This window comes from Streptomyces sp. L500, from assembly GCF_054551825.1.
The window spans coordinates 183,806-209,679 of the sequence record NZ_JBTOLC010000006.1 but is presented as its reverse complement, the minus strand read 5'-3'; the positions used below and the strand labels follow the sequence as shown (position 1 = coordinate 209,679).

At 74.7% G+C, this 25,874-nt stretch carries 20 protein-coding genes; 11 read left to right on the top strand and 9 right to left on the bottom strand.

Annotated elements, in window-relative coordinates:
* The first annotated feature begins 2 nt into the window (after positions 1-2).
* From ACX9I7_RS09575 to ACX9I7_RS09555, 5 genes are all read left to right on the top strand, one after another.
* Complete coding sequence (locus tag ACX9I7_RS09575; RefSeq protein ID WP_387572666.1) at positions 3-1,535, top strand: hydrogenase large subunit; 1,533 nt, start codon at positions 3-5, stop codon at positions 1,533-1,535.
* 153 nt (positions 1,536-1,688) lie between these two features.
* Positions 1,689-2,630: a serine/threonine dehydratase gene (locus tag ACX9I7_RS09570; RefSeq protein WP_459387067.1), complete on the top strand. Its 942-nt coding sequence runs from the start codon at positions 1,689-1,691 to the stop codon at positions 2,628-2,630.
* Between the two features lie 118 nt (positions 2,631-2,748).
* Positions 2,749-3,246, top strand: a complete 498-nt coding sequence (locus tag ACX9I7_RS09565) for a hypothetical protein (protein WP_387572661.1) — start codon at positions 2,749-2,751, stop codon at positions 3,244-3,246.
* Positions 3,243-5,114 (top strand): GMC family oxidoreductase, encoded by a 1,872-nt coding sequence (locus ACX9I7_RS09560; RefSeq protein WP_459387066.1) that lies wholly within the window; start codon positions 3,243-3,245, stop codon positions 5,112-5,114. The genes ACX9I7_RS09565 and ACX9I7_RS09560 overlap by 4 nt, the downstream gene beginning before the upstream one ends.
* The gene (locus ACX9I7_RS09555; RefSeq protein ID WP_459387065.1) at positions 5,111-6,235 is read left to right on the top strand and encodes a ferritin-like domain-containing protein; all 1,125 of its coding nucleotides are present in this window, start codon (positions 5,111-5,113) and stop codon (positions 6,233-6,235) included. The genes ACX9I7_RS09560 and ACX9I7_RS09555 overlap by 4 nt, the downstream gene beginning before the upstream one ends.
* Here ACX9I7_RS09555 and ACX9I7_RS09550 read toward each other — a convergent pair.
* The 4 genes from ACX9I7_RS09550 to ACX9I7_RS09535 all read right to left on the bottom strand — a co-directional run bounded on the left by ACX9I7_RS09550 (position 6,189) and on the right by ACX9I7_RS09535 (position 11,823).
* Positions 6,189-7,556, bottom strand: coding sequence for a DUF6777 domain-containing protein (locus ACX9I7_RS09550; protein ID WP_459387064.1), 1,368 nt, complete (start codon positions 7,554-7,556; stop codon positions 6,189-6,191). The genes ACX9I7_RS09555 and ACX9I7_RS09550 overlap by 47 nt on opposite strands.
* 22 nt (positions 7,557-7,578) lie before the next feature.
* Entirely contained in the window at positions 7,579-9,054 is a 1,476-nt protein-coding gene (locus ACX9I7_RS09545; RefSeq protein ID WP_459387063.1) for a serine/threonine-protein kinase, read from the bottom strand.
* A gap of 126 nt (positions 9,055-9,180) precedes the next feature.
* Positions 9,181-10,299 (bottom strand): alpha/beta hydrolase, encoded by a 1,119-nt coding sequence (locus tag ACX9I7_RS09540; RefSeq protein WP_459387062.1) that lies wholly within the window; start codon positions 10,297-10,299, stop codon positions 9,181-9,183.
* 123 nt (positions 10,300-10,422) lie between these two features.
* Positions 10,423-11,823, bottom strand: coding sequence for a short-chain fatty acyl-CoA regulator family protein (locus ACX9I7_RS09535; protein ID WP_459387061.1), 1,401 nt, complete (start codon positions 11,821-11,823; stop codon positions 10,423-10,425).
* 217 nt (positions 11,824-12,040) lie between these two features.
* Here ACX9I7_RS09535 and ACX9I7_RS09530 point away from each other — a divergent pair, with 217 nt between their 5' ends.
* On the top strand, positions 12,041-12,940 hold the full coding sequence (locus ACX9I7_RS09530; RefSeq protein ID WP_459387060.1) for a 3-hydroxybutyryl-CoA dehydrogenase: 900 nt from the start codon (positions 12,041-12,043) through the stop codon (positions 12,938-12,940).
* A gap of 4 nt (positions 12,941-12,944) precedes the next feature.
* Here ACX9I7_RS09530 and ACX9I7_RS09525 read toward each other — a convergent pair whose 3' ends face one another.
* The 3 genes from ACX9I7_RS09525 to ACX9I7_RS09515 all read right to left on the bottom strand — a co-directional run bounded on the left by ACX9I7_RS09525 (position 12,945) and on the right by ACX9I7_RS09515 (position 15,886).
* Entirely contained in the window at positions 12,945-13,529 is a 585-nt protein-coding gene (locus ACX9I7_RS09525) for a histidine phosphatase family protein (protein WP_459387059.1), read from the bottom strand.
* Positions 13,530-14,012: 483 nt separating this feature from the next.
* Positions 14,013-15,134 carry a glycosyltransferase gene (locus ACX9I7_RS09520; RefSeq protein WP_459387058.1) on the bottom strand — a complete coding sequence of 374 codons (1,122 nt, stop codon included), beginning with the start codon at positions 15,132-15,134 and terminating at the stop codon, positions 14,013-14,015.
* Positions 15,131-15,886: a DUF2334 domain-containing protein gene (locus tag ACX9I7_RS09515; RefSeq protein ID WP_387572636.1), complete on the bottom strand. Its 756-nt coding sequence runs from the start codon at positions 15,884-15,886 to the stop codon at positions 15,131-15,133. Before ACX9I7_RS09515 ends, ACX9I7_RS09520 begins: the two co-directional genes overlap by 4 nt.
* Before the next feature lie 126 nt (positions 15,887-16,012).
* On the opposite strand from ACX9I7_RS09515, the gene ACX9I7_RS09510 reads away from it, so the two are divergent.
* Both ACX9I7_RS09510 and ACX9I7_RS09505 read left to right on the top strand, forming a co-directional pair.
* The gene (locus ACX9I7_RS09510) at positions 16,013-16,594 is read left to right on the top strand and encodes an SRPBCC family protein (RefSeq protein ID WP_459387057.1); all 582 of its coding nucleotides are present in this window, start codon (positions 16,013-16,015) and stop codon (positions 16,592-16,594) included.
* 76 nt (positions 16,595-16,670) lie between these two features.
* On the top strand, positions 16,671-17,594 hold the full coding sequence (locus ACX9I7_RS09505) for an NADP-dependent oxidoreductase (RefSeq protein ID WP_387573048.1): 924 nt from the start codon (positions 16,671-16,673) through the stop codon (positions 17,592-17,594).
* Between the two features lie 42 nt (positions 17,595-17,636).
* On the opposite strand, the gene ACX9I7_RS09500 is transcribed toward ACX9I7_RS09505, so the two are convergent.
* The gene (locus ACX9I7_RS09500; protein ID WP_387572630.1) at positions 17,637-18,578 is read right to left on the bottom strand and encodes a carbohydrate-binding protein; all 942 of its coding nucleotides are present in this window, start codon (positions 18,576-18,578) and stop codon (positions 17,637-17,639) included.
* 110 nt (positions 18,579-18,688) lie between these two features.
* Positions 18,689-19,873: an ABC transporter substrate-binding protein gene (locus ACX9I7_RS09495; RefSeq protein WP_459387056.1), complete on the bottom strand. Its 1,185-nt coding sequence runs from the start codon at positions 19,871-19,873 to the stop codon at positions 18,689-18,691.
* 769 nt (positions 19,874-20,642) lie between these two features.
* On the opposite strand from ACX9I7_RS09495, the gene ACX9I7_RS09490 reads away from it, so the two are divergent.
* The 3 genes from ACX9I7_RS09490 (at position 20,643) to ACX9I7_RS09480 (ending at position 25,840) form a co-directional block, all read left to right on the top strand.
* A complete protein-coding gene (locus ACX9I7_RS09490; RefSeq protein ID WP_387572626.1) occupies positions 20,643-22,811 on the top strand; it encodes a hypothetical protein in 2,169 nt (722 codons plus the stop codon).
* 63 nt (positions 22,812-22,874) lie between these two features.
* Positions 22,875-24,392 (top strand): GT4 family glycosyltransferase PelF, encoded by a 1,518-nt coding sequence (gene pelF / locus ACX9I7_RS09485; RefSeq protein ID WP_189450461.1) that lies wholly within the window; start codon positions 22,875-22,877, stop codon positions 24,390-24,392.
* A complete protein-coding gene (locus tag ACX9I7_RS09480) occupies positions 24,389-25,840 on the top strand; it encodes a hypothetical protein (RefSeq protein WP_459387055.1) in 1,452 nt (483 codons plus the stop codon). The genes pelF and ACX9I7_RS09480 overlap by 4 nt, the downstream gene beginning before the upstream one ends.
* Positions 25,841-25,874 lie beyond the last annotated feature (34 nt).

Sequence of the window (25,874 nt, the reverse complement as noted above, 5' to 3'; positions counted from 1 at the left end):
CCATGGAGTCCCTCGACACGGCCACCGGATCCCGGACCGTCACCGACACCGACGCCGCCGAACTGCCCGGCCGCTTCGCCGCGCTGCTGCGCGCGGGCCACCGCCTCGCCCTGGTCGCCGCCCACCACGACCCCGCCCACGGCGACCGCGACCGTGCCGTACGGGTCGTGTACCTCTTCGTCTCCGGTCCGCCCGACACCCGTACCGAACTGCACGTGCGCCTCGACCCCGACGCACCGGAACTGCCCACGCTGGCCCGGCTGTCCTTCCCCGGAGGACGGTTCGAACGGGAGATGCGCGACCTGTACGGCATCGTCCCCCGGGACCACCCGCTGCCCCACCGGCTCGTGCGGCACTTCCACTGGCCGCGCGGCTGGTACCCGATGAGCCCGGACGCCGGACCGCCCCCGCCCTTCGCCGAGCCCGAGGGGCCGTACCCCTTCCTGGAGGTCGAGGGCGACGGCGTCTACGAGATCCCGGTCGGGCCGGTGCACGCCGGGCTGATCGAGCCCGGCCACTTCCGGTTCTCCGTGGTCGGGGAGACCATCATCAAACTGAAGGCCCGGCTGTGGTTCACCCACAAGGGCGTCGAGAAGCTCTTCGAGGGCCGCACCCCCGGGCGCGGGCTGCCGCTGGCCGAACGCGTCAGCGGCGACACCGCCGTGGGACACGCGCTGGCCTACTGCCTGGCCGTGGAGGAGGCCCTCGACGTCCGCGTCTCCGGCACCGCCCGCCGCGCGCGGGCGTTGCTCCTGGAGCTCGAACGGCTCCACAACCACGTCGCCGACCTGGGCGCGCTGTGCAACGACGTCGGCCACGGCGTCCTCAACGCCCAGGCCCAGCGCGTCCGGGAGGAGCTGCTGAGGCTCAACCGCGAGGTCACCGGGCACCGGCTGCTGCGCGGCGGCGTCGTCCTCGGCGGCGCCGAACTGCGGTCCGTGCCCCGCCCGGGACGGTTGCGAGCGCTCGGCGAGGACATCGGCTCGATCGTGGAGCTGGCCCTGGGCCACACCACCGTCCGCGACCGCTTCACGGGCACGGCCCGGCTCACCACCGCGGCCGCCCGGGACCTGGGCTGCCTGGGCTATGTGGCACGGGCCAGCGGCCTGGCCGCCGACGCGCGCCTCGCCCACCCGCTGTGCGACTACGGCCCCGCGCTGCGCGTCCCGGTCCACTCCGGCGGCGACGTGCTGGCCCGGTTCCTGGTCCGGGCGGAGGAGGCCGACACCTCGCTGGCGCTCCTCGAACACCTCGCGGACGGCCTCGCCCCCGGCCGTGCCGTGGCCGTGCCACCGGAGCCCGGCCCGGCGGCCCCCGGCCCCCGCTCGGGCGTGGGGCTCGTCGAGGGCTGGCGGGGCACGATCGCCACCCGCGTCGAGCTCGTCCCGGGCTCGGTGCTGACCCGTGTGAAGATCGTCGACCCGTCGTTCCTCAACTGGCCGGCGCTCCCGGTCGCCCTGGCGGACACGATCGTCCCGGACTTCCCCCTGGCCAACAAGAGCTTCAACCTCTCCTACGCGGGCAACGATCTCTGAACGACGGCCGCTGGGCCCGCGACGACGGCCGCTGAGCCCGCGTCAGACCCCATACCCCGTGAACAGCCGGTGAAAGTAGGGCCATCCGGCCGGGACGCCACCGGAAACGATCCCGTACCGTGGAGTGATCCGTTCATTCGAAGGAGCAGGGGCGTGTGCGATCTCACCTATGACGACGTCAAGCGGGCCGCCGACCGGCTGGCCGGGCGCACCCGGCCCGTCACCGTCGCCGAGGGCGACGACGGCGTGTGGCTGGCCCTGGAACACATGCAGCACACCGGCTCCTTCAAGGCGCGCGGCGCCTACAACTTCCTCGCCGCCCACCGCGAGGCCGGCACACTGCCCGAGGCCGGCGTGACCATCGCCTCCGGTGGCAACGCCGGGCTGGCCTGCGCGTGGGCCGCCCGGCTCCAGGGGGTGCGGGCCACGGTCTTCCTGCCCGAGAACGCCCCGCACGTCAAGGTCGCCAAGCTGCGCGGCTACGGCGCGGACGTCCGCCTCGTGGGCGCCGAGTACGCCGAGGCGCTGGCGGCCTGCGAGGAGTTCGCCGCGACCACCGGCGCCCTGGCCAGCCACGCCTACGACCACCCGCTGATCGCGGCCGGGGCGGGCACGCTCGTCGACGAGATCCGGGAGCGGGTGCCCGGGCTGGACACCGTGGTCGTGGCGGTCGGCGGCGGCGGGCTGTTCTCCGGTGTCGCCACCGCCGCGCGCCACCACGGCGTGCGGACGGTCGCCGTCGAGCCCGAGGGCTGCCGCGCGCTGAACGCCGCGCTGGAGGCCGGCCGGGTCGTCGACGTGCCCGTCGACTCCGTCGCCGCCGACGCGCTCGGCGCCCGCCGGGCCTCCCGCACCGCCCTGACCATCGCCCGGGACCCCGGTGTGCGCTCCGTGCTGGTGCCCGACACCGCGATCGTCCGCGCCCGCCAGGCCCTCTGGGACGACCGCAGGCTGGCCGTCGAACACGCCGCCGCCACCGCCCTCGCCGCCCTGGCCGGGGGAGCGGACGCCGCGTACGCGCCCGCCGAGGGCGAGCGCGTGGCCGTGGTCGTCTGCGGCGCCAACACCGACCCCAGCGACCTCGTACGACGCTGAGGAACCACGGGTGCGCCCCCGGGCAACATCCGGGGGCACGAAGGGCGTTCAGCCCTCTTCCGCCCATTGCGGACGCTCCGCTAGAAATGCGGCAGGCGTACCGACGGGGGGAGTACGGATGGACACCCAGCACCCTGCGACAACAGCGCACGAACCACCCGGAGTGCCCCCGGAATGCGCCGGGTTCGTCGAACTGTCCGTACGCCTCACCGGCTTCGACGAATTCGACCTCCGGGGCACCGGCATGGTCCGGCTGTACCACGACACCACCCTCGACCAGCTGGGCCGGGCGGCCGTGGGCCGCTTCCTCGACGACCTGACGGCGGCGGGGGACGACCCCGGGGCCCTCGCCGACGAGGTCTCGCGCGACATCGCCCGGGCCATCACCCACCTGTGGTACCTGGGCGTCTGGCCCTCCCTGGCCCGCGCCACGCACACGGCGCTCGGCCGGGAGACGCCCAACACCGCCTTCGTCGTCTCGCCCGAGGCCTGGACCGAGGGCCTGGCCTGGCGGACCTTCCACGGCCACCCGCCGGGCGCCCGGGCCCCCGGCTTCGGCACCTGGGCCGACCCACCCCCCGGAACCCCGGACCGCGCGGCGGGGGACGTGGCGTGACCGCCGGGGAGCGTCACGACGTCATCGTCGTCGGCGCCGGGCTCGCCGGCTCCCTCGTCGCGAAACACCTGGGCGACCGCGGCCGGCGCGTCCTCGTCCTGGAGGCCGGCACCCGCACCCTGGACACCTGGCCGGGCCACCTCGACGCCCTGAACACCTACTACGCGGCCCTCGCGAAGGTGCCCAACGCGCCCTACCGGCCCAACGCCGCCGCCCCCTCCCCGGACGTCCTCGACCTGGAGGGCCTGCCGTCCGGCGGCTACCGGGCCCACGGCTACTTCCTCCAGGACGGCCCCCTGCCCTACGCCAGCGACTACCTGCGCGTCTGCGGCGGCACCACCCTCCACTGGATGGGCCTGGTGCCCCGGATGCACCCGGACGACTTCGCCGTGCGCGCCGACTACGGCTACGGACGCGACTGGCCCCTCGGCTACGCCGACCTGGAACCCCACTACCGGGCCGCTGAACACGCCCTGGGCGCCGCCGGGGACGCCGACGAGCAGCGCGAAGCGATCGGCCTGCCCTTCCCGCCCGGCTACGCCTACCCGATGCGCGCGATCCCCCGCAGCCACATCGACCGGGTCCTCGCCGCCCGCCTCGACGGCGTGCCCCTCCGGGAGACGCCCGACGGAGCCGGGACCGTCCTGCGCGTGGTCACCACCCCGCACGCCCGCAACGGCACCCCCGACCCACGCCACGACCACTACCGTCCCGTGGGCGCCACCGGCCTGCCGAACTACGGCCAGCGGTGCGTCGGCAACGCCTCCTGCGTCCCCATCTGCCCCGTCCAGGCCAAGTACGACGCCCGCAAGACCCAGGCCGCCTGGAGCCACCGGGTCACCCTCCGCGCCCGCGCCGTGGTCAACCGGGTGCTCGTCGCGGGCGACGGACGCGTCCTCGGCGTCGAGTACCAGCGCTACGACGATCCCGCCGCCCCCGCGCACACCACCCACACGGTCGAGGCGGACGTCGTCGTCCTCGCCGCCCACGCCGTCGAGAACGCCCGGCTGCTGCTCCTCTCCGGGCTCGCCAACAGCAGCGACCAGGTCGGACGGAACCTGATGGACCACCCCACGCTGCTCACCTGGGGCCTGCTGAACCGTCCCGTCGGCCCGTTCCGGGGCCCTGGCTCCACCTCCGGCCTGGAGTGCTTCCGCACCGGGCCCGCCCGGCGCGCCCGCGCCCCCTTCCGCGTCGAGATCGCCAACTGGGGCTGGAGCTGGCCCACCGGCGCTCCGGCGAGCGACGTCGCCCGTCTCCTCGGCATCGGGGCCGACCCCGGGGCGCCGCGCGGCGCGGGCCTCTTCGGCACCGCGCTGCGCGAGACGCTGGGCCACGAGGTCGGCCGCCAGCTGTGCCTCCAGTTCGCCATGGAACAGGACGCCGAGAGCCGCAACCGCGTCACCCTCGACCCCCGCCACCGCGACGCGCTCGGCAACCCCCGGCCCGTCCTCACCTACGACCTGTCCGAGCACGTCAAACGCGGCATCGCCGCCGCCAGGGCCGTCTCCGCCCGCCTCTTCGCCCTACTGGGCGCCGACGACCGGACCGTCCACGCGCCGGGGCCCGCCGCGCCCGGCTGGTACCGCTTCGAGGGGCGCGACTACGTCTTCCAGGGAGCGGGCCACGCGGCCGGCACCCACATCATGGGGGACTCGCCCGCGACATCCGTGGTTGACCCGTGGCAGCGCTGCTGGGACCACCCCAACCTCTACGCCGTCGGCTGCGGCAGCATGCCCTCGGTCGGCACCTCCAACCCCTCGCTCACCATGGCCGCGCTCGCGCTGCGGAGCGCCGAGGCCGTCGACCGCGACCTCGCGGAGCTGCGCCGGCCCCTGGTCGTCCGGCAGCCGGGAGGATCGTCATGACCGCGGCCGCGCCCTCGCGTGCGGTCCTGCCGGAGCCTCCGTTCCGGGTGCCGCGCGACCGCGCGGACCTCCAGCTGTTCCTCCAGGCCGCGCTGACGCTGGAACACCTCACCATCCCGCCCTACCTGACCGCCATGCACACCCTGCGGGCGGGCACCAACCGCCCCGCCTTCTTCGTCATCCGGAGCGTGGTGCTGGAGGAGATGCTCCACATGACGCTCGTCGCCAACCTCCTCAACGCGGTCGGCGGCCGGCCCCTCGTGGCCCACTCGCGGTTCGTCAGCGCCTACCCCGCCCGGCTGCCCTTCAGCAGGGACGACGTCACCGTCGCCCTGCGCCACTTCGGCGTCGAGGCGCTGGAGACCTTCCTGGCCGTCGAACGGCCCGCGTACGTGGCCGAGCCGCCCGGCCACCCGTCGGTGCGCGAGGACGACGGCTGGACCTCGGTCGGCCAGTTCTACCGCACCATCCGCGAGGGCGTGCTCCGGCTGGCGGACGGACTCGGCGAACGCGAGCTCTTCCGCGGCGATCCCGCCCGCCAGGTGGGGCCCCGGGACTTCTACAACTCCGGCGGGGAGGCCTTCCCCGTCACGGACCTCGCCTCGGCGCTCACCGCCCTGCGCGTGATCACCGAGCAGGGCGAGGGCGCCGACCGGACCGTCTTCGACTCCGACGACCGGCTGTTCGGCGAGGCCCGGCAGCCCGCGCACTACTTCCGCTTCGACGAGATCCTCCGGCAGCGCACCTACGGGCCCCACGACACCCCCGCCACCGGGCCGACCGGCCCGTCGCTCGCGGTGACCTGGCACGACGTCCACCCCATCGACCCCGCCGCCCGGGTCGCCGACTACCCGCCGGGCGGCGAGGTCCGGCGGGCCGCCGACCGCTTCGACGACGTCTACGCGCTGCTGCTGTGCGTCCTGGAGCGGGCCTTCACCGGCGACCCCGGGGCGCTGCGCCGGACCGTGCCCACCATGCTGGAGCTCCGCGACCTCGCCGGGTGGCTCTGCCGCAACCCCCACCCCGACCCCGGGAGGCGGGCGCGGGGGCTGTTCGCGTCACCCACGTACGAGATCACTGATAGCCGGTTGGCGCGTGCCCGTTCGGAGCTGGCGGGCTGACGGCCGGTGGCGCCGCCGTTCGCTCCGGCGGAGCCTCGGTCCTCCGCTCCGGCGGGGCTTCGGTCTTCCGCTCCGGCGGGGCCGCCGTCCTCACGGGCGGGGCCACGGCGGTGGTGTGGACGGGCGGGGGCGCCACGGCCGTCGTGTGCACGGGGGCGGCGGTGGTGGCGTGCGTCGGGACCGTGCCCGGCGTATGGCCGGACGTGGGCGGTGGTGGGGCGAGCGACTTCGGCGGGGCCGTGTGCGTGCCACCGCCCATGCCACCGCCCGTGCCACCGCCACCGGTCCGTGTCGGGGCCGGGAGCGACGAATGCTTGGACGGCGTGTGATTGCCGCCGGACGACGGGCTGTGGCCGCCGGTGCCGCCGGTGCCCCTCCCGGACGGGGTGGACGAGTGGGACGGCGTCGACGACGGGCCCTGCCCTGACGCCGAGCCCGAGCCCGAGCCGGATGGGGAGTCCGAGGCGGAGCCCGACGGAGAGCCCGTTCCAGGCTCGGACGGGGAACCGGAAGCGGAACCGGAGGGAGACCCGGATCCCGCGTCCGACGGGGAACCGGACCCGCCGGGCCGCGCCTGCGGCGGCAGCGTATACGGCTTTCCGTCGGTCGAGCCGTCGCCCTTGGCCGGCCGGTCGAACGCCTTGTCGGGCTGCCGGACGTCGACGAGCGAGACCGACTTCAGGGGGCCCTCCTCGATGGTGCGCGCCTCGATCACGGTGACCTGCGTGACCTCGAAGCGCTCCCACTTGGTCCCGGTGTACGTGGACCCCTTCCGGTCGACGTCCTCCGGCTTGCCCAGCGGATTGCCGCAGTTGCACTTGACCGCCGGGTTCCTGTAGTCGTCCTGAAGGATGGTGACGCCCGCCTGGAGGACGGAGAGGTACGCGACGGTCTTGCCGTCGCCCTGGTAGTTGTGGTTCTCGACCAGGGTGTCCTGGACGAGAGTGATCTCGTTGAGGCCGTTGATGTGATCCTTGATCTTGTCGAAGGCGATGCCCCGCACCTCGGCCCAGGCCTTCCCCTTCACAGGGTCCTGGGTCAGCTGGTCGATCAGCTTGGCCCGGTCGCAGTGGGTCTGGCCCGGGGTGCCGCCGAAGGCCCCCTTGGCGTCGGCGCGGGTGGTGCCTCCCGTCACCGGGACGGCCTTGACCCCCTGGATGTCGGCCCCGGGGGCCTGGACGAACGGCTGCGCCGCCACCACGCCCGCCGCCTCCAGGGCGATCTTCGACTGCTTCCCCCCGTCCGACGAGCAGGCCGTCAGCCCCGCGCCGGCCAGCAGCACGGGCACCGCCAGCAGTGAGACGATCCTGGTCCGTTGCACACTCACACCCCCGATAGCGTGACTAACACGACGTCACCCAGCCACCGCCGCACGAGGTCCGGGCGCTGGGAGATGGTTCGTAGGTGGGGGACGGGGCGGGCGAAGGATTCCCGGACCCGTCGTCCCCCGTCGCCCCGGTGGCCGGGGCCTGGCTCTGCCCGTCCTGGCCGCCGCCGACGCCCTGGGAGACCGGGGCGGTGGGCCCGCCGCCCGGCGTCCCCGCGCCGCCGCCCGCGTCCCGGAAGGCGATCACCCCGGCGGTGCCCCCGGCGACCAGGACCAGCGCGGTGACGGCCGCCACGATCCAGGCGGCCTTCCGTCGCCCGGGGTCCGGCACCGGATCCGGATCCGGGCCCACCGGGTACCCGGGATGGCGCGGATCGCCGTAGCCGGGGCCGACCAGGGGCGTGGCGAGGCCCCCTTGCTGCAGCCCGACCGGCACGGGCGGCGGGGTCGGGGAGCCGATGGGGGAGGGCCCGGCCCAGGGCCTCGGCGTCGGTGACGGCGTGGGCGTCGGCGTGGGAGCACGGGACGGCGTCGGCGTCGGAGGCGGGGTGGGCGTCGGCGTGAACGGCGGTGGCGTCTCCCGCAGGGGGAGGGGGGACGGGGTCTCCGTCCGGGCGCGCACCGGTTCGTCGAGGGTCGTGGGCACGTACCCCGGCTGTTCCGTCAGCCGACCGGTGGCGACGGCGTCCAGGAGCTGCTCGGCCTCGGCCGAGCCCATCCGCCGGGCGGGGTCCTTCCGCAGCAGCCCCTCCAGCAGCGGCGTCAGCGGGCCGGCGCGCCGGGGCGGCGCCAGCGGGTCGTCGACCACGGCCCGCAGCGTGCTGAGGGCGTCGCCGCGCCGGAACGGCGACACGCCCTCGACCGCCACGTACAGCAGGGTGCCCAGCGACCAGAGGTCGGAGGGGATGCCGGGGCGCTTGCCGGTCGCCCGCTCGGGGGCGAGGTACTCGGCGGAGCCGATGAGGTCGCCGGTGCGGGTGAGGGTGCCCGCGCCCTCGACGAGCGCGATGCCGAAGTCGGTGAGGACGACCCGGCCCCCGGCCTCCAGCAGGACGTTGGCCGGTTTGACGTCGCGGTGGAGCACCCCCACGGCGTGGGCGGCGCGCAGCGCCTGGAGCACCAGGGCGCCGATGCGGGCGGCCTCCTTGGGCGTCAGCACGCCCTCCTGGCGGAGGACGGCGTCCAGGGACTGCCCGCGCACCAGCTCCATCACGATCCAGGGGCGGCCCTCCTGCTCCACCACGTCGTGCACGGTGATGACGTTGGGGTGGCTGACCCGGGCGGCCGCGCGGGCCTCCTGTTTCAGCCGGGCGTAGAGGACGCGTACGTCGTCGGCGCTCATCCGCTCCGGGGCCTGGACCTCCTTCGCGGCCACCTCGCGGTCCAGCACCTCGTCCATGGCCAGCCAGACGATGCCCATGCCGCCCCGGCCGAGCTGCTCCATGAGCCGATAGCGCCCGGCCAGCAGTGGTTTGCGGCGTTCCGTGTCCATATGCCGTACGCCCCTTCCCCCCGCGTACGGCGTACGGAGCCGTGCGCTTTCGGGCCACACTGGCTGGGACGTGGCGCCGACCGATACCGTTCCCCTCCGCTGGTGAAGGCCGTGTGCGCGCGGGCGTCAGCGGCGGGTGGCGAGTTCCTTGTCGAGCCAGCGGAACACCACGGGGTACTCCTCGCGCCAGGTGACGAAGTTGTGGCCGCCCTCCTCGCGCACCAGCTTCTCCACCTTGGTGGGCGGCTTGGCCTTCCCGGCGAACTTCTGCATCTGCGCGTAGTACTTCTCCTCGCCCTTCTCACTGGCGGCCAGGAGCAGGGAGACCGGCGGCGGAGGCATGTGCTCCAGACGCCACGTCAGATCGGACTCGTTCTTGATCTGCTTGTTGCCGGCGTAGAGGTCGCCGGTGTCGCGGTCCTCGCGGGCGAAGAGGTCGGTGGACAGGCCGGCGGCGGCCCCGTAACGGTAGGGGGCGGTCATGGCCATCTTCAACGCGCAGTAGCCGCCGGTGGAGTTGCCCACCGCGCCCCAGGCGCCACGGGTGTTGTCGGCGCGGTAGACGTCGTTGACGGCTAGGGGGACGTCCTGGTTGAAGAAGGTCAGCGCCTGCGGACCGCCGGGCACATCCGTGCAGTTGGTGTCGCGGTCCGCCACCACCGAGGGGCGCAGCATCAGCACGATCGTCGGCTTCATCTGTCCCGTCATCACGGCCTTGGAGGCGGCCTGGGGGACCTTGGCCTTGGTGATGAGGTTGATGGACTGGCCGGGCTGCCCGGTGATCGACATGATCACGGGGAAGGTGTCCTTCTCGTGCCCCTTCTGGAAGTACTGGGGCGGGAGATAGGCGAAGCCGTCCATGCTCAGCCCGGTCACCGGGCCGTTGATCTCGATCCGGTCCACCTGTCCGGCCTTCTCCTTGGGGCCGAGTCCGACGGGCTCCTGGCCCTTGACCGTCAGGGCCGGCGGCCGCTTGCCGTTGCCCGAACCGGCCCGCACGGCCTGCTTACGGGAGTTCTGGCCGAGGAGTTCCTTCCAGGTGGAGTAGAAGCCGAATTCGTTGTTCGCCGCGACGAGCAGCACGGACAGGACGCAGAGCTGGACGAGCACGAGCATCCCGAGGCGGGAGGCGAACGCCAGGGGCCCCTTCTTCGCGGCCCGCGGCCACAGCCACAGGACCAGCGCGGTCACCGCGACGGCTATGACCACCAGGGTCAGCAGGAAGGTCTGGGACGTAAGGCCCACGGTTGTCGCTCCTCTTCACGGGGGGTCTCCTGGAGAGAGGGCAAACGACGGGACGCGGTTTCCTGAAAGAGGGCCTTTTTCATCCTATAGCCGTACCGGAAACCTCGCGCTCCGGTTCGTTCGTCAGGGCTCCACCGGGTACGGCACGAAGGTCGTGCGGTTCTCGTCGACGGCCAGGCGGCGTCCCAGCGGCGGCACGGCCCGCTGGGGGCAGTCCAGCCGCTCGCAGACCCGGCAGCCCATGCCGATGGGCGTCGCGGCCGACGCGTCGGCCAGGTCGAGGCCGGCGGAGTAGACCAGCCGGTGCGCGTGCCGGATCTCGCAGCCCAGACCTATGGCGAAGGTCTTGCGGGGCTCGTGCCAGCCGCCCCGGGAGCGGGTGACCGTGCGGGCCGTCCACAGATAGCGCCGGCCGTCCGGCATCGCGGCCATCTGCACATGGACCCGCCCGGGCGAGGCGAAGGCCTCGTAGACGTTCCACAGCGGGCAGGTGCCCCCGCCCCGGGAGAAGTGGAAGCCGGTGGCGGACTGCCGCTTGGAGAGGTTGCCCGCCCGGTCGACGCGGACGAACGAGAACGGCACGCCCCGCGCCCCCGGCCGCTGCAGGGTGGACAGCCGGTGGCAGACGGTCTCGTAGCCGACCCCGAAGTGGTCGGCGAGGCGCTCGACGTCGTAGCGGGTCTCCTCGGCGGCGGCGTGGAAGACGGCGTACGGCAGGATCAGCGCGGCGGCGAAGTAGTTGGCGATGCCGATCCGGGCGGGCGTCCAGGCGGGGGAGTCCTCCGTGAAGTCCTCGGCCGCCTGCCGGGAGAGCTCCTGCCCGTACTCCAGCAGCGCCAGTTGCGTCGCCATCCGGAAGGCCTGCTGGCCGGGGCGGAGCCGGGGCGAGTAGTGCAGCACCCGGGCGGCCGGGTCGTAGCGGTGCTGCTGCTCGGCGTCGGCGACCAGCCGGACGCCGTGGCGCTCGGCGAGCCGCGCCGCCAGCGCCCGCCGGACCTCGCCGCGCCGCAGCCCGATCCCCGCCGCCAGGCCCTCGGCGGCCGTGTCCAGGTCGTGGAGGTAGTTCTGGCGCCGGTAGAAGAACTCCCGCACCTCGTCGTACGGGGTGCGGCCCAGGACGGCGGCCTCGTCCGGCCCCCGGTCCCCGGCGAGTTCGGCGACCCGTTCGGTGAGCGCGCGGTTGCGGCGGTCGAGGTCGAGCAGGACCCGGGCCACCGTCGGCAGCCGGTGGGCGAGCTCGCTCAGCTCGGCGGGGGAGACCCGGCCGCCCTCCGGCCCGTCCGCGAGCGCCTCCCGCAGGTCCGCCAGGAGCCGGGAGGTGTCCCGCTCGGCGAAGAAGCCGGGATCCACGCCGAACGCCTCGGTCAGCCGCAGCAGCACGGGTACGGTCAGCGGCCGGGCGTCGTGCTCCATCTGATTGAGGTAGCTCGGCGAGACGGCCAGCCGCCGGGCCAACTCGGCCTGGCTGAGCCCCCGTTCCTCGCGCAGCCGGCGTAATCGGGCGCCGGCGTAGGTCCTGCCCATGCCCGCGAGCGTAGTGGGGTTGGCAACGTTCGCAAAGCGGCTGTGGATTCTTCGCGGAAATCGGCACGCGGCCAGCGTCGACGGACGTGCCGTGCCGGTGGGACGGTCGTCGTACGGCCGGCCCGGCCCTGAGGGGGGCCGGGCCGACGGCTTTCGCAGGCGTTCCGTTTCTTCGCAAGGCTTCGCACGTTTCAGACCTCGCTTCCCGGGAGGGGACATGCAACAGGCGGAAACCGGCCCCCCGACGAGCACCCCGATCAGCCGTGTCGGCGTCGTCGGCGGCGGGCGGATGGGCGCGGGCATCGCCGAGGTGTGCGCCCGCGCCGGGCTCGACACGGTCGTCCGGGAGGTCGACGCCACGGCCGCGCGCGCCGCGCGCGAACGGATCGCCCGCTCGCTCGACCGGGCCGTCGCCCGGGGCGGGGCGACGGCGGACGAGCGCGACGCCGCCCTCGCCCGGATCGTCCTCACCGCCGACCTCGACGACATGGCCGACCGGCAGCTCGTCGTCGAGGCCGTGGTGGAGGACGCCGACGTCAAGGCGGACGTCTTCGCCGGCCTCGACAAGATCGTCGAGGATCCGGCGGCGGTCCTGGCCACCAACACCTCGTCCGTCCCCGTGATGCGGCTGGGCATGGCCACCACGCGGGCGGACCGCGTCATCGGCCTGCACTTCTTCAACCCCGCGCCGGTCATGCCGCTCGTCGAGGTCGTCACCTCGCTCCACACGGGCGCCGACACCCTTCGCGCGGCGGAGGAGTTCGTCACCGCGACGCTGGGCCGCCAGGTCATCCGCTCCCGGGACCGGGCCGGCTTCGTCGTCAACGCGCTGCTCGTCCCGTACCTCCTCTCCGCGATCCGCATGGCCGAGTCCGGCTTCGCCGCCGCCCGTGACATCGACACGGGCATGGAACTCGGCTGCGCCCACCCCATGGGCCCGCTCGCCCTGGCCGACCTCATCGGCCTCGACACGGTCCTGTCGATCGCCGAGTCGCTCTACGAGGAGTTCCGCGAACCGCTGTACGCGGCGCCGCCGTCGCTGCGGCGCATGGTGGAGGCGGGGTTGCTGGGCCGCAAGGCGGGACGGGGGTTCCACCCGTACCCGTACCCGGCCTGACCCGCTACGACGTAGTGGATCCCAGGGCCTCCCCGCACCGCAGGTTCCACCGCCCCGCCCGGCCGCTGAGCGCGGTCAGTGTCAACGGCTGTACGTCCAGCCGCCAGAACGTCTCCGGGGGCAGCGCGAGGGCGTGCACGACCGCCGCCCGGATCACGGCGGGTTCGGCGACGGCCAGCACCCGGCCGTCGCCGTCCCCGAGCCCGTCGAGCCAGGCGCCGACCCGGCCGACGAGCGCGAGCACCGACTCGCCGCCGTGCGGCGCGGCTCCGGGATCCCCCAGCCACGCGGCCACGGCCTCCGGCTCGGCGACGGCCACCTCGTCGAGGCCCAGGCCCCGCCACCGGCCGACGTCCAGGTCCGCGAGCCCGGCGACGGGCTCCGGCTCCGGTGAGAGCCCCAGGGCGGCGGCCGTCTCGCGGCAGCGACGGGAGGGCGCCGTGAACTGCCGCGACGCCCGCGGCACGGCCCCGGCGACCGCGCGGGCGCGCGCGATGCCGCGCTCGTCGAGCGCCGAGCCGTCGTCGAACCGGGCTTCGCGGAGGGCGGGGCCGGTGGCGGGGGAGAGGAACATGGCGCGCACGGTCATGGGGCGAGATTGTGGCGCGAACGGGCTCCGGACGCGATGCCGTTGCACCGGGTCAGACGGTATGGCATGGTGAAACCCTCAGCGTCGGCGGCCACCGACGCCGAGGGTTTCGAGGAGCTAACGGTCATCTGCCCCATCTTGCTTGTGGGACAGCGGGCCGTCCTTGTGATTCAGGGCTTGGTTCAGCCCTTCCCGGACGGCGTAGCTGACCAGGGCGGTGAAAATCGCCCCGGCAGCTCGCTTCGCCATCCGCCGGACCTGAGTCCGGACGAACCACGTCGGTCGCTCCTTGCGGTGACGCCCCATGGGCGCCCCCTCTCTACAGGTGCGCCATGGCCGGTGGCGCTCCGGAGGGCACCCATTGCCGGGCGCCCAGGGCGAGCGTCCGGAAGAAGCGGTCCTCAGAGAGGGGGCGCACGAGAGTGCGCCGCCAGGGGTGAGCATATCCCTTCCGGGCCCCAAGTCCGGCCATGTCGGCGGAGATTACGGATCAGGGAAACTTCGTTCACCCGCACGTGTGTGCACCGCCAGCATCCCCTGCACCGTGCGCTCCCACGGGAACTGCTCCGCCCGTTTCCGTGCCGCCGTGCGGCGGCGGGATTCGGGGACGGAGAGCAGGCGGAGCACCGCGTCCGCCGTCGCCTCCGGTGTGGTGGGGGTGGCCAGCCCCGCGTCGGGGGCGAGGAGTTCTGGGGACGCGCCGGTGTTCGCTGTGACGGCCGGGGTGCCGCAGGCCAGGGCCTCCAGGATCGAGAGGCCGAAGGACTCCACCGGGCAGGGGGCCAGCGCCACGTCCGCCCGCGCGAGCGCGCGGGCCACGGTGCGGCGGTCGGCCACATGGCCGTGGAAGCGCACCGGCAACCCCGCCTCGTACGCCCGCCGTTCCAGGCGGCCGCGCTCCGGGCCGGTGCCCAGGACGTCCAGGCGGGCCGGGACGCCGCGACGCAGCAGTACGCGCAAGGTTTCCAGGGGCAGATGGGGGAGTTTCTCCGCCGACAGGCGGCCCGCGTACACCAGGCGCGCCACCGTTCCGGGGACGGACTCGGACGGCGCGAAGACGTCCAGGTCGACGCCGAGCGGTACCCGGTACAGCGCCGGGGCCGCCACGCGCGCGAACTCCGCGCAGGAGAAGGCGGATGCCGCCACCACGGCGTCGAACGCGCGGGCCAGGCGCCGGTTCCACGCGTCCGACGGTCGCCTCAGCGCGGCGGCCCCCAGCGGCAGCCGGGGCGCCAGGACGGCGTCCAGACGTTCGTGGGAGAGCAGCACCGCCCGTATGCCCCGCGCACGGGCCCAGTGCGCGGCGTGGACGAGGGTGAGCTTGTCGGACACCTCGACGGAATCCGGTGTCAGGCGCTCCAGGAGCGCGATCAGCGCGCGCAGCGCCGCCGGGGTGCAGATCAGCCGGTAGCCGCCGCCCACCGGCACGCCGGGCAGGACGACCCGGAGCCCGGCGGCGTCGCGCCACGCCGCGTACCGGGGGCCCGGGGTGATCAGGACCCGTTCGTGGCCCGCCGCCGCGTAGCCCCGGCCGAGCGCGTCCAGCGCGGTCCGCAGGCCGCCGGAGGCCGGGCCGTGGAAGTTGGCGAGCTGGACGATCCTCACGCGTCGTCGTCCCCCGGGCGCCGCAGGGCGCGCACCAGGCCGGCGTACGTCCAGGGGCGGGCCCCCGCCGCGAGGGCGAGGTCGACGGCCTCCAGGGCGAGTTCGCGCAGGCCCGGCCGGTCCAGGTCGGCCGGGTGGAGGGCGATGCGGAAGGGCCTGCCGCGCCCGGACCACCGGCCGGCCGCCGCCCGCATCAGACGGGCCCCGGCCCGTTCCCCGAGGCCGCCCGGCCGGTGGGAGAGCGCCGGCATCCGGTGCCGGGCGCCGGTGCGCAGGTCGTGCACCGCCAAGTGGCTGGTGGTGTACTCCAGGCCCACCGCGCGCAGGGCCGCGAACGATCCCGGCGAGGCGAGCCAGCCCGGTGGGGTGAAGCCCTCCGGGGCGATCCCCACGGAGGCGAGGGCGGCCAGACCGGCCGAGAGCCGGCGGTGGGCCTCCGGTTCGTCCAGCGCGCAGAACTCCGCGCAGCCGCGCGCCAGCAGGGAGTTCAGCCACCGCCGCGCGGGCGGGCCGCCGGGCACGGCCCGGTGGGTGCAGCCGTGGAGGGAGAGCTCGTGCCCGCGTCGGGCCGCCTCGTGGAGCCAGCGCACCAGGGCCGGGTCGTCCGGCAGCCGGGGCCCGCGCCAGGCGCCCGGCACGAGCAGCAGCGTCGCCGGCACCCCCCGCGCGTCCAGCTCGGCCAGCCACCGGCGGCTGCGCGAGAAGCTCCAGGGGGCGACGTCGTGCACCGAGACCACGAAGACCGCTGTCACCCTCCCAGGATCCTCCGGCCGGTGTGACGTGCGCCGTACGTCCGGGTGAACACCCCCTTCCGGGTGCAGACTGTTGTTCGACAAGGTGTCACGCACCCGGCAGCTTCAGCAGCTTCAGGAGATCGCATGCGTTACGCGGACGGGCCCGGCGTCCACGACGAGGTCCACATCGGCGCGGCCCCGGCCGAGGTCTGGAGACTGGTGGCCGACATCGGCCTGCCCGCCCGGATCAGCACCGAACTCCAGCGCGTCGAGTGGCTGGACGGCGCCACGGGTCCGGCGCTCGGCGCGGCCTTCGAGGGCCACAACCGCCATCCCATGGTCGGCGAGTGGCGGACCGTCTCGCACATCGTCGCCCTGGAGCCCGAGCGGCTGTTCGGCTGGGCCGTCACGGACCCGGACAACCGGTTCGGCGGCGGGCCCGCCGATCCTGCCTTCCCCCTCGCCACCTGGAAGTTCGAGCTCCGGCCCGAGGACGGGGGGACGCTGCTGCGGCAGTCGGTGCGTGTCGGGCCGGCGCCCTCCGGGCTCAGCACCGCGATCAGCCGCATGCCGGACCGCGAGGAGCAGATCCTCGCCATGCGCCTGGGCGAGCTGCGGGAGGGCATCCGGGCCACCCTGGAGGGCGTCAAGCGGCTCGCGGAGGAGCCGGCCCGGGACGCGACCGCGGGCGCCGGGTCCAGCTCCGGGTCCAGTTCCGGGGCGTAGGGCGAAATCGGGGGGGAGGACGGCCAGCCTGGTACGGAAAATCCTGATTTTCGATGATGGTGATTCCATGACCAAGATCAAGGCCATCTCCTTCAGCTCCTTCGGCCCCGCCGAAGTGCTCCGGCTCGGCGACGCCGACCTGCCCGCCCCCGGGCCCGGGCAGGTCCGGATCGCCGTCCGCTGCGCGGGCGTCAACCCGCTCGACCACAAGATCCGCAGTGGTGCCATGGAAGCGGTCTTCCCCACCGAACTGCCGCACGTCCCCGGTGTGGAGGCGTCCGGGGTGGTGGAGGCGGTCGGCGAGGGCGTCACGGAGGTGTGCGCGGGGGACGCCGTCCTGGGCCGTACGCTCACCGGCGCCTACGCCGACGCGGCCCTGGCCCGGGCGGACCAGCTGGTGGTCAAGCCCCTCTCGCTGCCCTGGGAGGAGGCCGCGGCCCTGCCGGTGGCGGCCGAGACGGCGCTGCGAAGCCTGGACGAGCTGGGCGTGGGGGCCGGGGAGACGCTGCTGGTCCACGGCGCGGCCGGCGGGGTCGGCACCCTGGTCGTGCAGTTCGCCCGCGCGCGGGACGTCCGGGTGATCGGCACGGCGAGCGAGTTCAACCACGAGTACCTGAGGGGGCTGGGCGCCCTCCCCGTCACCTACGGGGAGGGTCTCGCCGGCCGGGTGCGGGGGATCGCTCCCGAGGGGGTGGACGCGGCGCTGGACGCGGTGGGCAAGGGCGACGCGGTCGGGGTGTCGGTGGAGGTGACCGGCGACCCCGGCCGGGTGCTGTCCATCGCCGACGCGGAGGGCGCCCGGCGCCACGGCGCGCGCTTCAGCTCGGGCGGCACGGGAATGGGCACGGTGCCCGCGATCGAGGCCGCCCTCGCCCTCCACGAGGCGGGGATCCTCCAGTTGCCGATCCACCGCGTCTACCCGCTGGCGGAGGCCGCCGAGGCGCACCGCGCCAGCGAGCACGGGCACCTCACCGGGAAGATCGTCATCGCGGTGGCCTGAGCGGCCCGGGCCGCCGTGGCCCGGCCACGCGTGCGGCGCTCGTCACCGCCGCACGGTCCAGTGGTCGTTGGCCCCGGCCTCGACGAACCGCAGCGGCGGGCAGAGGAACGCGCTTCCGTCGGGCCGGTCCTCCGTCCACGGCGCGTCCGTCGGGCTCGCGGGCTTCCACGCGCCGTTGGCGCGCAACTGAATGGCGCTGCTGTCGAAGACGGTGTTCCGCGCCTCGGTGCAGTAGTGGCCCACGCCGGTGGCGGGGTCGACGCTCGCGTAGATCTCGAACATGTCCCAGCCGTGGGCCAGGCCGCTCCGGTCGGTGCCGGACTGCTGGTAGAGCAGGTTCCAGCTGCGCGTCCGCACGTTGTAGAGGTACGAGGACCAGCGGTTGCCGCTCGCCGCGTCCCGTACCAGCTGCACGCTGTAGCTCCGCCCGCCGCCGGTGCCGGTGGTGTACGTCGCGAGGAAGTCCGCGTCGACGGCCAGCACCTTCGCCGGCCCGCCCTTGCCGCACCAGTCCCAGGCCCAGATCTCGTCGCCGCTGTTCCAGTAGGCCGTGACGATCTCCATGCAGGAGTTCTGGGCCTTGGTGGTGGGCGCGTAGGTGAAGTCGTCGGCGCTGGACACCTTGTAGGAGGGGTCGACGGTGTGGGTGGCCGTGACGCCGTCGTGCGAGCCGGGCCGGGGGAAGATCCCCCACCAGTTGTGGGTGACGTCGGCCGCGGGCCGGCCGGTGGCGGTCGGCGGGTGGTGCGCCCACGTGCCGGCCCTGGCCCGGCGGCCGTTCTCGAACGCGCGGACGGCGCGGTCGCGGCCGGAGGAACCGCCGGGGGCGCGGTCGGGCGTACGGGCGCCGGTGACCACGCCCCGGTGCGGGGCGCCGGGGTCGGGCGCGGTGGAACCGGTCGCACCGGTGGCGGGTGCGGTGGCGCCGAGGGCGGCCAGGACGGTGAGCAGGGCCGCGACGAGGGGGGTCCGGTGTCTGTTCACATGAACTCCAGCAGGGACGGGGGGTGGGAAGCGCCTGCGGACTCCGGCGATGGGAATGTCCATGACAGCCCCTGGAGTGTCAAGGGCCCCGGCGGCACCAGCCGTCGGGCTCAGAGCCCGACCGTCAGGTCCGCGTCCCGTCTGATGTGGGGGAGGCGGGCGTTGGTGACCAGGGCCAGTTCGCGGGTTCCGTCCCGGCCCGGGCGCCACTGGCCGCCGATCAGGGGGAGCAGGGCGACGTTGCGGACGGGGCCCGTGGTGAAGTCGAGGAGGCCCGCGACCGTGGCCAGCCGGGTCGTGCCGAGGGCGGCCGCGACCGCGTGGCGGTCGGTGGGGTCGGGGGCGGTGGTCAGGGCGTGGACGGCTGCCTCCAGCAGGGCGTGGGCGGGGCCCAGGGGCTGGAGCCAGGGCCGGCCGGTGGTGGCCCGGTAGTCGTGGGCGAGCCGGGCCGCCGTGGTGTCGTCCAGCGAGGAGCGGTAGGGGTGCCGGGGCGTCCAGTAGACGAGCGTGGCGATCCGGGCGTTCGTCAGCCCGTCCGGGGCCGCCGTGAAGCGGGGGTGGGCCAGCCAGCGGGAGCAGGTGATCAGCCGGGTGCGCAGCCCCGCCTCGCGGGCCTGCCGGTGGAAGAGAGCCAGGTCCGCGACGGTGGCCGCACCGGTGACGACATCCGTCCCGGCCTCCTTGAACCGCCGGACGATGCCCGCGAATCCGGTGGCCGGCTCCCGGTAGCCGCCCGGGTCGACGAGGGTGTGGCCGCGCGCGGCCGCCACGGGCGCGAAGCCGTGCCGGGGGTGGCGCAGCGCCCGTCCCTGGGGCCCGTCGTTCCACAGGCAGCCCACCGTGCGGCGCGGCCCCACGCGCTCCCACATCTCCGCGAAGACCGCGGCGATGTCGTCCAGCCCCCACCCGAAGTGGAACGTCCAGCGGAACGCGCGCCCCGGTTCCGCGCCCCGGTCGAGGGCGTACGCCTGCCAGGGGAAGCCCGTCGACAGACAGGGGATGCCCAGCACCTCGCAGGCGTCGGCCACGGCCGGCAGCACCCGTGTGCCGCCCATCGCCACCACCACCGAGGCGCCCTCGTCGCGCACGAGTTCCGCGACCGCGCGGCGCGCCCCGTCGGGGCCGGAGCGGCTGTCGCGCCAGGCGAGCCGGACCGGCCGGCCGCGCACCCCGCCCGCCAGCCGGGGCGCCAGTCTGCCGAGCGCGTACGACAGGGGGTCGCCCAGCCGTGCGAGCCGCCCCGTCCGCGACACGACCGCCCCCACGCACAGCTCCCCCGCCCGCCCACGACCCATCAGGCCGCCCCCCGTTCCGCTGCCGCTCCCGCTCCCCGACGGTCCTTCAAGGATCAACGTCCCCCGTCCGCAACATGGTTGACACGTGACACCCCGGACCCGGAAGGGTGATTCCGTACCGTCCCGCGGGCCTGAACGATCGGGTCCGGACGGTTACCGTCCGTTCTTTGCAGGGAAGTTGACGGTCACGGCGCTTGAATAGCGGGTGGAACGGTCATTCCGGACAGCCGTCATCAGGCCGATCTCGTGACGCCCGGAACCATCGGAGGCGGATGTGCCTCCGGCCCCTGAACACACGTCCGGTGACGTTGTATACGGAAGTTGACACAGGTCACCTCGGGAATGGCCCCGGACGGCCCCCCACGGGCCGGTGCGACGGGGTGCCGGAGGCTGCGGCGGCTTTCGGCCAACGCCCCTCCGGGGCCCCCGGGCGAGTCCCCGGTGCGCCCCGCGCGGGCTTCGGGCATGACGCACTATATGGCTGAGCGGTCGAGAGGCAGCGATGTCTCTCGGAGCCGTGGCACCCCCGTGCCCGGAGCCCGCGTCGTCGTCGCGCGCCCCGGGCTCCTGGGCGCGCGGCTGGGAACCGGACATCGGCGTCCGTTCCCTGGCAGGGGAGGAGCGTTCGCGGCCGGAGTGGGGATCCGGCCGCCAGGGGGCCGCTCGCGATCACTCGAAGTGTGACGGCGTTCGTCAGGGGCGCCGTGCACGTATCAGGTACGGAGGCCCGCGCACCCCGCGCGCACCTCCGTCCGGGGGGAGACACACAATGGGGCGTACGACGCGCGCGGTCGCGGCCTGGGCCGCCGCCGCGATGCTGACGATGGCGCTGCCCACGGGCAGCGCGAGCGCGGCGGACCTGCCGCCGCGCATCGACCTCCGCTTACTGCTGGTGGACGACGGCGGCCCCGCCGTCGAGGCCATCCGCGCCGAACTCGACGCGGCCGGCACCCCGTACACCAGACTCGACCTCGCCGACGCGGCCCGCCCCCGCGTCGACGAGGCGTTCCTCAGCGACACCCTGGACGGCAGACCGAGAGCCAAATTCCAGGGCGTGGTGCTGCCCAACGACAATCCCTTCGGCGCCGACTCCGCCGAGATGACGGCCCTCGCCGGTTACGAGAAACGATTCGGCATCCGGCAGGTCGACGCCTACACCTACGCCCGCCCGGCCGTCGGCCTGAACACCCCCGACACGGGCGGCTACGCCGGCCCCCTCGACGGGCAGACCGCCCAGGTGACCACGGCGGGCGCCGCCGGGCCCTTCGGCTACCTCAAGAAAAACGTTCCCTTCGAGGACAACGACCCCGCCGTCAAGGAGAGTTACGGCTACGTCGCCGTACCGCTGGCCCAGCAGGAGAAGGGCGCGAGCTACACCAGCCTCGTCGACGCGCCCGTCCCCGGCGGCTCCGGACGCGGCTCGCTGATCGGCCAGTACGACCACGAAGGCCGCAGCGAACTCGTCGTCACCTTCGTCGCCAACCGCTACCAGACGCAGTTCCGCCTGGTCTCCCGGGGCATCGTCGAGTGGCTGACCCGGGGTGTCCACCTGGGCGCCGCCCGCAACTACTTCGGCGTCCACGTCGACGATGTCTTCGCCGCCGACGACCGCTGGGACACCAAGCTCAAGTGCACCCCCGGCGACGTCGACTGCCCCGGCAACCCCGACCCCAGCGCCCCCTCGCTGCGCATGACCGCCGCCGACGCGCAGTACGCCAAGCAGTGGTCCGCCGCCCACAACCTGCCCATCGACTTCGCCTACAACGGCGTCGGCAGCGAGGAGTACCGCGCCTCGCACGGCGGCGCGCCCGACCCGCTGCTCCAGCAGTTCGTCGCCGACCAGAAGTCCTTCCGCTGGATCAACCACACCTACACCCACGCCTTCCTCGGCTGCGAGCAGGACACCACCTCCGTGCCCTGGAAGTGCGTCACCGACGCCACCGGCAAGACGCGCTGGGTCAGCCGGCAGACCATCGGCTACCAGGTCGACGAGAACCTCCGCTGGGCCGCCCGCCAGGGCCTGAGCCTGGACAAGGACGAGCTGGTCACCGGCGAGCACTCGGGCCTGAAGACCACGCCGCAGCAGCCCCAGGACAACCCCGAACTCGCCCCGGTCCTGGCCCAGACGGGCGTCAAGTGGATCGCCAGCGACACCTCCCGCGAGCGTGAGCAGCGCCCGGTCGGCACCGCCCTGACCGTGCCCCGCTACCCCATGAACGTGTACTACAACGTGGGCAAGGCCACCGAGCAGACCGACGAGTACAACTGGCTCTACACCAAGAAGGCCGACGGCGGCAGCGGCACCTGCGAGAAGTTCCCCGAGACCACCACCTGCCTGTCCAAGCCCCTGGACGTCAAGACCGGCTTCCAGACCTACATCGCCCCGCTCGAGGCCCGGATCGCCCTCGGCCACGTCCTCGCCAACGACCCGCGCCCGCACTTCATGCACCAGTCGAACCTCTCCGAGGAGCGGATCGGCTACACGGTCCTGGAGAAGGTCCTCGCCGACTACGCCGGCCTCTACGCCGACAACACCCCGCTCGTGAACCTCCGCCAGCGCGACATCGGCGACGAGCTGAGCCGCCGCGCCGCCTGGAGCGCCGCCGTGGCCGCGGGCAAGGTCACCGGCTACCGCGTCGGCAACGCCGTCACCGTCATCACGCCCGCCGGGCTCCACACCACCGCGACCGTTCCGGTCGGCACCACCGGCCAGGGCGGCACCGCCTTCGGGTCCGCGTACGCCGGCGCCCGCTCCGGCTGGAGCACGCCCGCCGCCGACCAGACCCAGCTCACCCTCACCCTGCCCGCCGGCACCCCCGTCGCCCGCGTCGCGGACGGCAGGGCCACCCGGATCCAGGCCCCCGCCGCCGCCCTCCCGGTGCCCCCGGGCGTCGGCCACCGCGTCCCCTTCGGGGCCGGGCACACCGAACGGCGCTGAACCGGCTCGTACCTCCGTGCTGCACCACCCCGCCCCACCGTCTCCTGGAGAGAACCGACTTTCATGCACGGACCGTCAGCCGAACCGGCGTCCGCCACACCCTCGGTGACCCTGCTCACCGAGGGCACCTACCCCCACAGTCACGGCGGGGTCAGCGTCTGGTGCGACCAGCTCGTCCAGGGCATGCCCGACGTCGACTTCCACGTCATCGCCGTCACCGGCACCGGCCGCGAGGCACTCGCCTGGGAACTGCCCGGCCACGTCAAGGCCGTCGACACCTTCCCCCTGTGGGGGCCGCCACCGGCCGGCCGCGCCCCGCGCGGCGGCCACCTCCGCCGATTCCTCGCCACCTACGAACAGTTCCTGCTGTCCCTCCTCGACCCCGCCCGCGAAGCGCTCTTCGCGCCCGCCTTCTACCGGCTGGCCGACCACGCCGCCGACGGCACGCTCTTCGCCGCCCTGCGCGGCGAGGCGGCGGCCCGGCTGCTGGCCCGGCTGTGGAACCGGCCGCACCTCGCCACGGCCGCGGCGCGCCCCACGCTCCACGACGCGCTGGCCGCCACCGACCTGCTGGAGCACGCCCTGCGCCCGCTCGCCGCACCGGCCCCCGCCGAGGGGATCACCCACGCGGTCAGCGGGGGCCTGGCCACCCTCCCCGGGCTCATCGCCCACCACCGCCACGGCACCCCCTTCCTCCTCACCGAGCACGGCATCTACCTCCGCGAGCGCTACCTCAGCTTCCGCGCCGAGCCGTACCGCTGGCCCGTCAAGGCCGTGATGCTCGGCCTGTTCCGGCTGCTCGCCGAGGAGGGCTACCGCAACGCCGCGCTCGTCACCCCCGGCAACCGCTACAACCGCCGCTGGGAGGAGCACGGCGGCACCCCGCCCGAGCGCATCCGCACCGTCTACAACGGCGTCGACCCCGCCGCCTTCCCGCCCGCCGGCCCCGAGCCGGAGTCGCCCACCCTCAGCTGGGCCGGCCGGGTCGACCCCATCAAGGGCCTGGAAACCCTCATCCGCGCCTTCGCGCTCGTCCGGAAGGAGATACCCGACGCGCGGCTGCGCCTCTTCGGCGGCACCCCGCGCGGCGGCGAGGGCTACCGCACCGCCTGCGAGGGCCTCGCCGCCGAACTCGGCGTCGCCGACGCCGTCACCTTCGAAGGACGCGTCGACGACATCCGCGACGCCTACGCCGCGGGGAACGTCGTGATGCTCTCCAGCATCAGCGAAGGCTTCCCCTTCACCCTCATCGAGGCCATGTCCTGCGGGCGCGCCACCGTCTCCACCGACGTCGGCGGCGTCCGCGAGGCGGTCGGCGACAGCGGGCTGGTCGTCCCGCCGCGCGACCCCGAGGCCATGGCCCGGGCCGCGCTGCGGCTGCTCCGCGAACCCGAACTGCGCGCCAAGATGGGGGAGTCGGCCCGGCTGCGCGTCATCGAGCAGTTCACCCTCCGGCAGACCATCGACGGATTCCGCGACATCTACCACGACCTCTCCGGCCTGCGGCGCCCCGTCCCCGTGGACGTCACCGCCGACCGGCCCGCACCCGTCATGGCCCTGGCCGCCGGCGGTGCGGGATGAGCGGACTCCTGCGCCTCGTCCCCGGCGAACCCGAGCCCTCCCACGAGCTCGCCGCCGCGCCCACCGGGACGCGCTCCCGGCCCCGGTGGGCCGCCGACCCCCTCGACGAACTCGCCGAGGAACTGGCCGACGTCTGCGCGGCCGCCGTCCACCCCGACGAGATCGCCGCCGTCCTGGAGGCCGACGGCCTCACCGGCGAACAGATCGCCGAACGCTACGGCCGCGCCGACGCCTTCGAGCTCGCCGCCGAGCTCTTCGCCCGGGTGCCGCGCGGCCACCCCGAACCCGCCCCGCGCCCCGACCCCTGGAAGGTCGGGCCGGGAGCGTCCCTGCTGCGCTCGGTGGTCTTCACCCTGCCCGGCTTCGGCTACGCGCTCGGCTCACCCCTGCTCGCCGGCGCCCGGGACCGCTTCGGGATGCCCGCCGGCACCTGGGCGCTGGTGGCCTCCGCGCTCACCGCCTGGGCCTGGAACCAGGGCCTGGCCCACCGCGCCTACCTCCGGCTCGCCGCCGGCGGCCGGGCCGCGGCGGGCCGCTCCCTGAGCGTGGGCGCCCCCCTGGGCGCCCTGCTCGCCACCGCCGCCGCGCTCGCCCTGCGCGCCCCGGCCGGCGTGCTCGTCTTCGCGGCCGGCCAGGCCCTCTACCTGGCCGCCGCCACCGCCCTGCTCGTCCTCGGCCGCGAACGGCTCCTGCTGCTCGCCCTGCTGCCCACCGCCACCGGGGGAGCGGTGCTCATGGCCGCCCGGCCCCCGGCCCTGCTGGGCACCGGACTGCTGGTGGCCACGGTCGGCGGCGCGCTCTTCGCCGCCGGGTACGAGACGCTGCGCGCCCGGCGCGGCGAGAAACCGCCCTCCGGGCCGGTGCCCGCGCCCGCCGCGTCCCTGCCCTACGGCCTCTTCGGCCTGGGCTGCGGGCTGCTGACGACCTTCGCCGCCCTCGGCGACGCCCTCGCCCACCGGGGCGGCGGCGGCACGAGCGGACCGGCCGTCATCGCCCTCACCCTCAGCATGGGCCCCGCCGAATGGCTGCTCTACCGCTGCCGGGGCCGCTCCCTGGCGGCGCTCGCCGCCGCCACGACCACCACCGGGCTGCTGTGGCGCGCCGCGCGCGTCCTCGCCCTGTGCGCCGCCGGATACCTGGCGGCCCTGACCGCGCTCGTCCTGGCCGTCGGGGCGCTGTGGCCCGGCGGGGCACCACCCGGCCCCGGCCGGCTGACCGCCCTGCTGGCGCTCGGCGCGGTGCTGTGGACGGGCCTGCTCCTGCAGGCCTACGGCACCGCCTGGCCCCCGGCCCTGCTCTGCCTGGGCGCCGCCGCGGCCGAGGCCGGCGCGCTCCGGCTGGGCACGGCGGCCCCGGTCACCGACCAGCTCGTCATCTGTTCCGGTGCGGCGGCGGCCCTGCTCGCCGTGGCCACCGCCCTGCTCGGCCGGATCACCACCCACCGCTGAGCCACCGTGAAGAAGCCCTGAAGAGGAGAACCCT